Below are 12,523 nucleotides of genomic sequence, written 5' to 3' on the forward strand. Positions count from 1 at the left end.
GGCATCTTGGCGCTCAATGAGAACATCGTCATCAGGCTCATGGCCGATTCCACGGATTACACCGCCAAGATGCAGGCCGCCTCAGCCTCCGCCACGGAGCTGTCCGCTGCCCTGGAGCGCCCCATGAGCAAGAGCGAACGGTTCTCCGCGGTCGGGCAGAAGGTGGCCCTGGGCGTAGGGGCTATGAGCGCCGCCGTGGGTGTGGCCGCCGTCAAGGCATTTGCGGACTTCGACCAGTCCATGAGCGCAGTGCAGGCCAGCACCGGATCCTCTGTCGCCGTCATGGGCCGGCTCAGGGATGCGGCCCTGGAGGCCGGGGCGCGCACCGTGTACAGCGCCAGCGAGTCCGCCGACGCGATCAACGAGCTGGCCAAGGCCGGCGTGAGCACGACGGACATCCTTTCGGGTGGCCTGGACGGGGCGCTCGACCTGGCCGCCTCCGGGCAGATGGGTGTCGCCGACGCCGCCGAGCTCACCGCATCTGCGATGAATGAATTTGGTTTGCAAGGCAGCCTGGCATCCCATGTGGCCGACCTGCTGGCTGCCGGCGCGAACACCGCCCAGGGTGGGGTCTCCGACATGGGCGAGGCTTTGAAGATGGTGGGCACGACCGCCAGCCAGCTGGGCATGAGCATCGAGGACACCACCGGGGCTCTGACCATGATGGCCTCCCAGGGCATCGTCGGATCCGACGCGGGCACGCAGCTCAGGTCCGCGCTGATCGGCCTGACCAGCGCCTCCGGCCCCGCCAAGGCAGAGATGCAGCAGCTGGGTATCAGCATGTACGACAGTCAGGGCAACTTTGTCGGCCTGGCCAACTTCGCCGCTCAGCTCAAGGAGAAGCTGTCCGCCCTCACCCCCGAGCAGCGGGCCAACGCCATGGGCGTGCTCTTCAGCAACGCTGCCATGAGCGTGGGCAACACCCTCTACGAGCAGGGTGCCGAAGGCGTGAATAAATTTACCAAGCAGGTCAATCAGCAGGGCTTCGCAGCCAAGCAGGCCGCAGCTTTGACCGACAACCTTAAAGGTGACGTCGAACAATTCGGCGGGGCCGTGGAGACCTCCCTGATCAAGATCGGATCGGGAGCCAACGGCCCCATCCGCAGTGTCATCCAGTCGGTCACCAGCCTGGTGACGGCCTTCGGCGACCTGCCAGCCCCCATACAGCAGACCGCGGTGCTGCTCGGCATGGCCGCCGGGGCCGGCGTGGGCCTGCATAAGATCTTCGGGCAGACGGCGCGGAGCACCAGCGTGCTGAGCCGTAGCTTCGGCATGGTCGTGGACCCGGTGCAGAGGGTGCAGGCCGCCATGGGGCATTTCGGTGCGGCGGTGGAGCAGGTCAAGCTGTCAGTCGCTACCTATGAGGAGCAGATGCGGCGTGTGGGCACCGCCAGCAGCGGCTCCGCCCTGCGCATGGGCGCGCTCAAAAGCGCCGGAGCGGGCATTGTCGACTTGCTCGGCGGCCCTTGGGGGATAGCCCTGGGCGTGGCAGGAGCAGCGCTCACGGCCTTTTCCAACCACGCCGCCCAGGCCAAGGCCGCACAGGATGAGCTGGCCCAGGCCATGGCCGAAGGCGGGGACGTCAGCGAGAAACTCGTCGACATGATCACCAGTGGCAACAACATCGACTGGGGCTGGGTGCAATACGTCAACACAGGGTTCCACACTCTTGACGATATGCTCCAGGCCTGCGGCATCAGCGCAGGCACCTTCGCCCGCGCCGCGCAGGGCAGCGAGACCGCCATCAACCAGGTCAACAAGGCTTTGGAGGCCAACAAGCAGTCGGGCAGCCAATACTATGGGGTCATCACCGAGGGCCAAACCAAGCTCTCCCAATTGACCAAGGTGTATAAGAACTCCACAGAAGCCACGAAACGCAACAAGGAAGGCAAGGATGAGCTGGCAGCCAGCGACAGGAAGGCCGCCGATGCGGCAGGCCAACACGCCCAGGCGCAAGGCCAGTCAGCCGAGCAGACCCAGAAGGCCGCCGACGCGTCCTCCATCCTCTCCAACCAGTTGAACGCTTCCAACAAAGGCGTGAACGAGGAGTCCTCTGCGCTTGGCGAGGCTGTGGATGCGCTGAAACAGTACTACGGCTTCAAACTAGGGGCTTTTGACGCTGACACCAAATGGGGTCAAGCACTGTCCGGAGCCGACGAGGCCTTGAAAAAGAACGGCAAGTCTTTGGACGCGTTCAATCTCAAAGGCCAGGCCAATCGCAAGGCCCTGAAGGACCTGGCGACAGCTGCACAGGATTGCGCCGAGGCCCACGCCCGGAACGGCGAAGGGATCGACAAGGTCAGCCAGGTCATGGAGCAGGGTCGGCAGAAGGTCATCGACTACGCGAAAGCCATGGGCATGAGCGACGGCGATGCAACAGCCTTCGCCGACTCCGTGGGACTTTCCTCTGAGCGGGTCAAGGATCTGGTCGCCCAGATCGAAAAAGCCAACGCCAAGCCTCTCAAGATAAGGGATGAGGCATCGAAGGCCCTGAAGCAGGTAGGGCTAGCAGCCAAAGGTCTGCCAGACGGCAAGACCATCCGGATCACCGGCAAGAACAAGGACGCCATGATGGCCATAAGAGAAGTAACTGGCGCAAAGATCGATGACAAGCACTCCAAGCTGACTCTGGACAAGCACCAGTACGACATGGCGCTCGCCCTGGCCAACGGGGCGACCATCGACACCAAAACAGGCCAGCTCAAAGGCGAAGACAACCATTACTGGCGCAAGATTGCCGAGGCTAACGGGTGGCAGATAACGCCGAAGACCGGGCTCATCTCTGGCAATGATGGTCCTTTCATGGTTGCCAAGAAAGCGGTAGAGGATGCGAATATAGACGGGAAGCAAGTCTCCGTGGATGCGGATACGCACAGTTTCTGGGACACCATCAAGAGCATTCTCAGCAAGCCTTTTCACATCAACATCGGAGCCGTCCCGAACCATGCGATCGGCGGTCTGATCACCGGGCCCGGTACGGGCACCAGCGACGACATCCCGGCGCGCCTGTCCAACGGGGAGTATGTGATCAGGGCTGCTGCAGTGCGCCAGTACGGCACGGAGATGCTCAACGCCATCAACTGGCAGCGGTATGCAGGGGGCGGGCAGGTGCAACGGTATGAGGCGGCCAAGATGCCGCAGGCGCAGTCCGCTTGGACCGGGCCTGCGTCGGCAGGCCATCCGGTGACCATCAATCAACGACTGTATTCGCTTGATACGCAGGCCTTGGCGCGCGAATCCGCCAGGCAGGTCGCCTGGCTGGTCGGCTGAGAGGAGCATCCATGACGTATGTAGGTGCCCGAGTGCAGCTGGGGGGAATGCGCCTGTACGGGCTGGACGAAAGAGGCTGCTACTGGACGGTGAGCAGCCTGGACGGCATCTGGGACGGGGTCGAGTCCACGCATGCGCACTCATCCCTGGTCTGGGGGGACGGCTGGGTGTCCAACCGGGCGCACCTAAGCGGGCGCGACATCACAATCACCGGCATGGTCACCTGCCCGGATGATGCTGCATATTTGCAGGCACGGCAGGCTCTGCTGGAGGCCGTGCCGACGGCCGGCGGAAAGCTGACGGTCAGCGTGGACGGCGGCACGCTCCTCTACCTGGTGCAGCGGGCCGAAGCCAAGCCGATGATCCAGCCGCAGGCAGGCCTGAAAGTCGCCAAGTTCAGCATTCCGCTCGTGAGTTTAAGTCCGTACGCGTTTGATGCAGGTGATCCGCTGTCGGGGTCGACGGGTTTGCCGTCCTCGTCTGGGGGTTTGTGGCTGCCTGCGGCGTTTACGGGATTGCCGTCGTCTGCCCGCTCCTCCTGGGAGGGAGATGCAGTGTGGTCGTCGTCGCTGCTGGACGCGGGCGGGGTCACGGTGCGCAATCTCATGCAGGATCCTAGGCCCAAATACGGGTCGCGGTTTCAGGCCCGGTGTAGCGGGGGCCTGTCACTGGATGCGGACGGCCTGCATGTGACGCAGGGTTCGCGCGGGATCGGCTGGAATTGGACGACGAACCCGGATCATGCATTGGTTCCGTCGCCTCCTGATGGGGCGGTGCTACTGCCTGCGGGCCCCTATGTGATGTCCTGGCAGTGGCGGCTGAACGAGGCGACAACGTCCAAGGCGACGGCACATGTGGAGTCCTCGGACGGGGGCTCCTGGTCAGTGGACCATGCGCCTGCCGGGGTGGGCATGTGGACGGATTTCGTGATCAAGGTGACGCTGGGCTCCCAGGCGTGGCTGGCAGTGTCCGACCAGGTGTTTGACGAGGCTTTCAGCTCGGGCGCTTCGGGCGACTGGCGGCGGTTCGGCATCTGGACCCAGGCCGACTGGGAACTTATGCAGGCACGGGGCATCGGCTGGTTCGATGGGTCCAGCCTGCCGGCCGCGACAAGCTCCTGGTGTTTCGGGGAGCAGGTCGTGTCTGGGGCGGTGGCCCTGTCCAATCCTGGGGGCGCGCCCAGCCCGGTCAGTCTGCGTGTGGACGGGCCTGTCGTGGATCCGAGAATCGAGCATCATCCGTCCGGCGGGGTGCTGGAGCTGCGCATGCGATTGGGTGCCGGCCATTACGTGACTTTTGACAGCCGGATGCGCCAGGTGCTGGTGGACGGGCGGGACCCGGCACGGGGAGCGGTGGTGCGGCGCGGCTGGTCGGACGCGTTGCCGGGTCCTAACACATGGCTGTTCACGGCCAGCGAGTATTCGGCGGATGCGCGACTGTCGGTGAACTTCCGGGGGGCTTATCTATGACGAGGAGACTCGGGATGTCCGTGGCGGACCGAGACGAGGCGCAGGCACAGGAGGCCAGGCGTGCGAGACTTTCCTGGCTGGCGGTGAGTCTGGTGGACGGCCGGCCTATCTGCGATCTGCCGTACCTGCAGGCGGACAGTCTGGAGTACCGGCTGATGGAGGGCACGACCCAGCAGCTGCGCCTGCCCTACGACTGCCTGCCGGCCAACTGGCAGGACGCGACCCTGCCTGGCGGCGTGGCCTATATTCTCACGCAGGACGAGCAGCCGGTCTGGGGCGGTCTGCTGATGGGCGTGCATGAGGACCTCGCGGGCACGGGCCTGGAGCTCAAGGTGGACACAGTGGAGACCTACCTGGAGCAGTGCCCGACCGGGGAACTGTCCTACCGGGGCCAGGGGCAGACCCTGATCGTGGCAGACATCGTCAGACGGGGCGCGGTGGACGGCATGCGTAACTGCCTGGCCACGGAGTACGAGCCTTCTCCCGTGTTGAGAAACCGGGAGTACCAGGATACGGACGACAAGAGCGTCCTCAGTGCGATCCAGGAGCTGGCGGGCGTGGATGGCGGCCCCGAATGGGGGCATTGGTGGCGGATGGAGCCGGACGGATCCTACCGTTGCGTGATCGCCGCTGCGGACCATTACGGGAGCATGGAGCCTGTCACTGAGTTCGACGTTTCCCAGATGACGGGCTTCTCGCTTGATCTGGACGCTTCGGGCACTGCGTTGGCGAACCGGGTTCGGGCGGTGAGCACGGCTGACGGTGATACGCGGCCCTCCTCATCCTGGGTATCGTATGAGGATCCGTCGCGTCCAGTGTGGCCCCTGAGCTACACGCCCAGCACCAGCATCAAGGACGTGGCGACCTTGGAGGCGCATGCGCGCCGTAGGCTCGCCTCCCGCAGGACAGGTACGGTCACGCACAGCATCGACCTTGACCTGCTGTCCGCGCCCAGGCTGGGCGTGGAGTGGCGGCCCGGGGACACGGTCCGCTGGGATGCGGGCGGCGCTCAGTCACTCCTGCCCGGGGGCGCAAGCGGCATGGCCCGCGTGATCGGTTACAGGATCAGCTTCACCGGTTCATGGACCCTGACCCCGATCCTGCAGGAAGGAGCAGTCGAATATGAGTAGCCCGTTTTACTTCCCGATCAACTCTGGTGCGCAAGCCCTGCACGGGATGGGCGTGCAGGCGCGACGGGAAACCAAGGAGATCCCAGCCTCCGTGCTGGCCAGCCTCACGCCCCTGATACCGCGCATCAGCTCGCTGACGCTTCATTTTGACCAGGTGTCGTCCGCCATTCCGAATTTCTGGACTTCCCCGGAACTGGTAGTGCCCAAGTACGGAGACGAGGGCCGGACCATCGCATTCGTTTCCATGGATGGCACATCGGTGGGCAACAGCCTTATGTTGACCTGGCAGATACTGCGCAACGGCATAACGTTGGCGGACTGCCATGCGCAGGACCCCTGGGACAATCTCGGCAGCGCGAACCCGCACCAGTACGGCATGTGGGCAGGGCCGGCCAAACCGGGCGACCGGTACACCCTCCGCTGCGGTCTGGGCAACGGAGACCTGGGGATGACCGGATCATCCAAGGATGTGACGTTTTCTTTGACGGCCATCCACTACCGGCAGCAGGCCGGATCGCAGGACAGCAAGGAGGCAGGCAATGACTGATGACACGACTTCGATGGTGGGCTTCCCCCTCACTTATGACGCGGATGCAGGCGGGCCGGCCTACACGGCTCAGTCCTACCAGATGACGGCTGGGGCAGCGCACGCCATTCCGGACGGAAGCCCGTTCGGCGGCGTGCAAGGAGTGCGCGCGGGCAGCCCGTCTCCGCTGGTGAGCATGGACGGGACCACGGCCACGGTCAGCCCACACATGGGCTGGCTGTGCCCGTGGAGCGGGTCGGGCGCATACGAGTACGCAATCATCAGACCCGTGCAGGTGTCCGTAGAGACCTCCACCAGCTCCTACAAGATTGCAGTCGTCCTGGCCGACCAGGCCGCCGGCCACGGGTCAGGTGAGCGGGTCAGCGTCCAGTCGTACTCGGGCTCCGTGGACGACCGGATGATCGACGGGCTGGTCATCGCCACGGTATCTGCGGGCATAGCCTCCGACACGGCTCCCGTCATCAGCCAGACCGCGACCGTCAGCGTAAGCTCCCTGGACCGGCTGCAGGCAGTCAGCGCCGCCGAGGGGATGCAGGGCATGCTGGCTGACGGCAGCCGGTACGTCAGGCGCGGCGGCGCTTGGGCTCCTGTCGTTACCCAGCCGACCGCCCTGATCAGCTCCCGGCAGGGCACGGTCACCGGCATAAGAGCAGGAGACACGGTCCAGCTGACCATCGCCTGGAGGTCTGCGTCAGGCGGATCCTGGGGGTCGGGCTCGTTCGGGATTCTGCCGGTTGGATGGCGGCCTCTCATGGATGTGACCGCCCCCTACCAGGGCAGGGACGGGGCCTCTCAAAGGCAGATCTCCATCAAATCCAACGGCACCGCCAGCTACCAGAACATGGGAGGAGCCGGTCAGAACACGGGCGGTTGGACGGTTACGGTCTGTTACTTGGCTGGCTGACAGGAGGATGCCGCATGCCTGACCTGTTGATGACCCTGCTCGAATCCGTGGTGCCCATGCTCCTGACAGGGGTGGGCGGCATGTGCGGGTGGCTGCTCAAAAGCCACAAGAGGGAGGCGGCCCGGGACCTGGCCATGGAGACGGGCCTGCGCACGCTCCTGCGAGCCGAGCTGCTGGAGATCCACGCCAAGTACGTGCCCATGGACTATATCCCTCTGGGTGTGATGGAGGAGGCTGACCGCGTCTACCAGGCCTATCACAGTCTGGGAGGCAACGGGGCGGGCACCAAGGTCTACGAGGAGCTCAAGGCCCTACCCACCGTGGACTGACCTCAGTAATTTTTCCTGCCGCCCTTCCGGGCGGCTTTTTTCATGTCTATTTTGAGGAGGATATGCATGCATTGGTTTCATGCGCGGCATGCGCGAGCCAAGCCCAGGTACGGACAAATTATGGTGGGGGCGATGGCCGCCCTGGCCATGATCAGCCCGGGGGTCGCCTATGCTGACGCAGGGTTTGATAACGCTTCCTACCAAGGGTGTTATAACGCTCAAACAGCCAAGGACTCGGGAGCCAACTTTTCAATCACCAAGATCACTGAGGGGACCGGCTACGTCAACCCGGCCGCGAACTGCCAGCTGGCCGCCAACAAGGCTGCGGGTCTGCGGATCGGGGCCTACGGGTATGCGCGCCCCGAGTATGGCAACAGCCCGGAGGCGGAGGCGGACTACTTCAACGCCCAATCCAACGCCAAGGGCCTGGTGCATGCCGGCGTAATCCCCTTCCTGGACTGGGAGCCGCCGGCAAGTCACAGGGGCGACACCCAGTGGGCCAAGCGCTGGCTTGATCGGGTGGCATCCTACTGGGGGGCCAAGCCCATCATCTACATGTCGGCGTCCACGATCAGCGCGGGCGACTGGCGTGCGGTGGCAGGGGCCGACTACGGGCTCTGGGTGGCCGGCTACCCGCGCGGGTACAAGGGCGAGCGTCTGCGGGACCCGGGAGCCCCGCCATACTCTGTAGCTCCCTGGCCGTTCGCAGCCGCCTGGCAGTACTCCTCCTCGGGGCATGTGCCCGGCGTGGGGACTGCGGTGGACGTCAACTGGTGGTATGGGGATGCGGGGACATGGGCCAAGTATGCCAACGCCCCCGTAGGCACGCAGCCTAACCCGGTCACCCCGACTCCCACGCCCTCCGAGGGCGCGCCCGTCGGCGACGCTGTCAGCATCGCCACAGCCGTCATCCGAGGCGAGTACGGCAACGACCCGCAGCGCCACGCCCTACTGGGCAACCGCTACGACGAGGTCATGGCCGTGGTCAACAATCGGCTTCGCGGCAACTCCGGCGTAGACAACGGCTCCGGCACCTACGTGGTCCGCCCCGGAGACTCACTGAGCGCCGTCTTCGGCGGCCCCTGGCCCATGGTCGCCCGGCTTAACGGCATCCAAGCGCCTTACGTGATCCATCCCGGCCAGCGTCTCGCTACCGGCAATGGTGAAGGAGGCGGACGGACCGTGACCGTGCAGCGGGGGGACACGCTCTCCTGGATCGCCGCGAGGCTCGGCATCCCCCAAAGCCAGATACGCGGCTATCGGTCCGGCAACCCAGGCCTGATCTACGCCGGCGAAGTGCTCCACTACTGAGGAGGTGACATATATGACCGATACGATCCCCGAGGATGAGGGCAGGCCCTACTGGCTGCCTGACTGGCTCTACCAGATCCTCAAATGGGTAGCTCTCGTAGTTCTGCCCTCGCTCGTTATCTTCTTTAACTCAGCCGGTCCATCCATGGGGCTGCCACATGTGGACGTGATCGTGACCACGCTCAACGCTTTGGGCCTGCTGATCGCCGCCTGCATCGGCATCAGCCAAGCAAAGGCAGGCGGCGGCAAGTAGCCGGACCGTTCATAACATTATGCCCTCGCTTCGGGAGATCGGAGCGGGGGCATAATGTTTTTACTCAAATAAGTAAGTAGTGCATATGTAAGCTACATATGTAAGCTAATCTATTCGCGAATACCGTTAGTAGCTTGCTATATTTAGGTGGAAATCGATTCTGGGTTGGAAAAACGATTTTCTCTAATTCCTATTTCCCTCATACCTTCGCTTAATCCGTCAGCCCATAAATCCAAGAACCTAAAAGGTACACCTAACTCGTAAGAGGCGGTGAGACTGTTAATCTCTATCTCTGTTGGAGATATTATTTTCCCAAAAGCTTTCCCCATCATCTGCTTAAATAGAAGAGGGTGCTCCACCTCGACCTCAACCGGTTCACATTTTTTCCACCCTCGCATGCTGAGTTGTATTTGCAAAGATCTCTCGCGCTGAGCATCAATTATATTGAGCGCACCGGCTCTCATAATTAATGCAGCTATTGAAACTCCCCATCCGGCTTTTAAGTTTACAAAAGATGAGAGTGTCGAATCCTTGTTAATGGCGGTACGCATCGCTTTCTCCGGCATGAGAAATGCCCCGGCAAATTGATGCGCTTCCTTTTCCTTTTGTTTTTTGTCGAGTCCCTTACGAAAACGATGCAGAACAAGATGTCCAAATTCATGGGCTTTTGTGAACCTCAGTCGGTCTCCCGTGTTTTCTCTGTTCAGGTATCCGAGAACTGGGGTGCTCCCTGTATAATCTGGACAGGTCACCCCTTCGCTCGTGGTGGAGTCAGCCTTTTCCCCGCTGCTGTGCATGGGTGCAATAACTATTCCCGAACGCTCAAGCGCTCTTGTAACATTTACTATCGGTTCATCATATGGGATGTGTAAGTGCTCTCGAGCCTGAACGGCAATCCTGTTGATTTCCTTGACTGTAAGCACTGTGCTCCTGTGGGGAGCGATTTCATCAAGCCAAGATAGATGTGGTTTTACATTCGTTTTTCTAGTTACCTGCTGGACCGTACTCGATAAGATCTCATACTCTGCTGATACAGCATTAATTTCTCTAATTGAGGTTTTTGAAGTTCTCCGGTATGTGAGTCGGGTGGGAGGCATGGGTTCGTCAGATCTAGCAAAAAAGGAGATTGGGTAGTCGACTGCGGACGCAATTCTCTGAGCTTTTTTTTCGTCAAAGGGGATAATGCTGTTTTGCAGTTTGCTAAGCAACGCCGAAGAATATCCTGTTTTTTCGGACAACTTGGCTTGGGGCATTTTCTCCAAGCGGCGCATGAGGACAATCCGGTTCGGATTGTAATCAATCATGCTGTTCGCTCCTTTCGACTATCTCAGATTTTTATTATCAGTATATTCGTCATCTTGCTGCACAAGATCTTCTAATACATTTTCGTCTTTGCTTATTGTCTCGAATTTCATCGCTTGTTGCTGGATTCTATCCCCTATAAGAGGTAATTCGATACAGAACGAACCCTTTTGAGCATCTAATGGCTTATAAATGGTGATTACCATTTGTTTGTTCTCCCAATGCCAGAGAGCTTGTAATGAAACGTCTGACAAGTTAGGCGCAAGCTCATCTTGATAGAACCATGGCAGTATCTCTCCTGCGCGTCTGCACCCCTCTTGGGTGTATCTTCCTATGGAACGTCTGGTATTTGCCGGCTTTGCAACTTTGCCGGTCAGAGGATTGGTGGGGTGCAATTGTAGGTACGCACCAGTTACCTCATCTCGCAAATGCGTAAACCGCGAGTCTACAAGTTTCCAGTGGTTCCTGCTTTGTGCCCGGTCCCAAAGATTGTGAACCAGCATATTAACGTTTACAGCCCGACGCATTTTATGCTGCTCCGGAGTGTAGTCCTTGTCGCGATTCGCTTTATCCACTTCATGAGCGTAGCAGTATTCCATAATAGACACCAAGGGAGAAAGATCGGCAGTCCTATCTTGGAGTATGCCGAGTTCACTCATTTTTAGAAGCTGAGAGCAATTTTTCATTGCTGTCTCCTCCTTTAAATTTGCAGCTTTTTACTTCCTGTGGAAAATTTTAAACCCAGATGTTATATACTGCAAACAATGGTGCTCCTAGGCGACCCAAATGACGTGTTCGTACTATACGAACCGCCAAAGGCCTAGGTCAATTTAATGAACGCCTTCGCAGGGACAAAACCGTGGGGGGGGGGATAGAGGCCGATTGAATTTTGCAATTCGACACTGGACTTATCCACATTCTACGAATTAGTCCATTCAGCCCTGCCGAGTCCCTGTATTCTGGCTTGGTCGTGTCGTCCGGCTCCCCCCTAATAATGCGGACGGCACGATTTTTTTTTTTATTCGAAGTATTGGTTTAGGATGCAGATGGCGTTGCCTTGGAGTGCGTGGTGGTGCGTGTAGTACCATCTGGACATCTGCTAATGGTTATGTCCTCATGAGCATGTCCACTTTACAAAACCAATGAATATTAACCATTGCTGCACTATTCCCATGATTTGAATTCGGCTCAAGAGCATTTCGGAGTATCCAGCCATTCCTTTTAGGGTTATGGTATAGGTTGAATAAACAAGGTAAGATCTCGGATAAGCACACTAATACTCTTTTTAATTGTAGAAGTTGTTGAAGGTTTTCCAGATGGAGGGTTTTTCAACACATTTATATTTCCCTCAAACTTATGGCCATTCCGACAGATTTTGATATTGCATTGCCAGGGTCCACCGTTTGCTTCATAAAGATCAATGGATAGCGTGCCGTTAGGTTCGATGCTAAACACAGCATCCCCATTTTGATTAGCATCAATAGCAGAGGCTACAGGGAGCCACCAATATGGATCCTCATCATATACCACTACAGGCATGTCATAAGGGAAGCCAGAGGTTTTTGCTTCTGCGCGCACGGATTCCGGAATTCTGTTTTTTGTGTTGAAATTCGCGCTTAAACTTACATCATATTCTTTGCTATTAATATCTATGTATTTTAGGACATCGGGTTGATTTGGTTCTCCAGTCCACTTGTAATAGTCAGGTGCTGAGTAATTCGGTGTTTGCGGAATTCGCTTCACACCGGCTGGTGCTTCGACAACCAAATGGACCACATCGCAGTAATCATTGACGACGGGAGTCGGTGCGAACGGCACGATTTTCTCTCGGGTCTTACCTTTAATTCCTCTGGTCATGTACAAGTCCAGCAGGTACATATCCTTGGGCAATTTTATTGCCCTATCAGCTTCAGTGATATCCCTGATATCTTTTGGCGCTATGTATGCCACGACAGCCTCCTTGCTTGGTTTCATCTGGCTGTCGTCCATAATACATGACAAAAGCGAA

11 protein-coding genes are annotated in these 12,523 nt (G+C 59.4%); 8 read left to right on the plus strand and 3 right to left on the minus strand.

Going from position 1 to position 12,523, the window contains the following annotated elements; genetic code table 11:
- Positions 1-6 precede the first annotated feature (6 nt).
- From H3T93_RS05370 to H3T93_RS05405, 8 genes are all read left to right on the plus strand, one after another.
- Entirely contained in the window at positions 7-3,270 is a 3,264-nt protein-coding gene (locus H3T93_RS05370; RefSeq protein ID WP_144177699.1) for a phage tail tape measure protein, read from the plus strand.
- Positions 3,271-3,281: 11 nt separating this feature from the next.
- Positions 3,282-4,739, plus strand: a complete 1,458-nt coding sequence (locus H3T93_RS05375; RefSeq protein WP_144177697.1) for a hypothetical protein — start codon at positions 3,282-3,284, stop codon at positions 4,737-4,739.
- Positions 4,740-4,753: 14 nt separating this feature from the next.
- A complete protein-coding gene (locus H3T93_RS05380) occupies positions 4,754-5,869 on the plus strand; it encodes a hypothetical protein (RefSeq protein WP_144177695.1) in 1,116 nt (371 codons plus the stop codon).
- Complete coding sequence (locus tag H3T93_RS05385) at positions 5,862-6,416, plus strand: hypothetical protein (protein ID WP_144177693.1); 555 nt, start codon at positions 5,862-5,864, stop codon at positions 6,414-6,416. The genes H3T93_RS05380 and H3T93_RS05385 overlap by 8 nt, the downstream gene beginning before the upstream one ends.
- Complete coding sequence (locus H3T93_RS09135) at positions 6,409-7,320, plus strand: hypothetical protein (protein ID WP_232348689.1); 912 nt, start codon at positions 6,409-6,411, stop codon at positions 7,318-7,320. Before H3T93_RS05385 ends, H3T93_RS09135 begins: the two co-directional genes overlap by 8 nt.
- 14 nt (positions 7,321-7,334) lie before the next feature.
- A complete protein-coding gene (locus H3T93_RS05395) occupies positions 7,335-7,649 on the plus strand; it encodes a hypothetical protein (protein WP_110425404.1) in 315 nt (104 codons plus the stop codon).
- 66 nt (positions 7,650-7,715) lie between these two features.
- On the plus strand, positions 7,716-8,960 hold the full coding sequence (locus tag H3T93_RS05400) for a GH25 family lysozyme (protein WP_186363931.1): 1,245 nt from the start codon (positions 7,716-7,718) through the stop codon (positions 8,958-8,960).
- Between the two features lie 13 nt (positions 8,961-8,973).
- On the plus strand, positions 8,974-9,213 hold the full coding sequence (locus tag H3T93_RS05405) for a phage holin (RefSeq protein WP_144177689.1): 240 nt from the start codon (positions 8,974-8,976) through the stop codon (positions 9,211-9,213).
- A gap of 143 nt (positions 9,214-9,356) precedes the next feature.
- On the opposite strand, the gene H3T93_RS05410 is transcribed toward H3T93_RS05405, so the two are convergent.
- From H3T93_RS05410 to H3T93_RS05420, 3 genes are all read right to left on the minus strand, one after another.
- Complete coding sequence (locus H3T93_RS05410; protein ID WP_144177687.1) at positions 9,357-10,517, minus strand: XRE family transcriptional regulator; 1,161 nt, start codon at positions 10,515-10,517, stop codon at positions 9,357-9,359.
- 18 nt (positions 10,518-10,535) lie between these two features.
- Positions 10,536-11,174 carry a hypothetical protein gene (locus H3T93_RS05415; RefSeq protein WP_144177685.1) on the minus strand — a complete coding sequence of 213 codons (639 nt, stop codon included), beginning with the start codon at positions 11,172-11,174 and terminating at the stop codon, positions 10,536-10,538.
- Positions 11,175-11,742: 568 nt separating this feature from the next.
- Positions 11,743-12,504, minus strand: a complete 762-nt coding sequence (locus tag H3T93_RS05420; RefSeq protein WP_232348690.1) for a hypothetical protein — start codon at positions 12,502-12,504, stop codon at positions 11,743-11,745.
- Positions 12,505-12,523 lie beyond the last annotated feature (19 nt).

It is taken from the genome of Bifidobacterium sp. M0404, from assembly GCF_016101415.1.
In the GTDB taxonomy this organism is placed as follows: Bacteria; Actinomycetota; Actinomycetes; order Actinomycetales; family Bifidobacteriaceae; genus Bombiscardovia; species Bombiscardovia polysaccharolytica.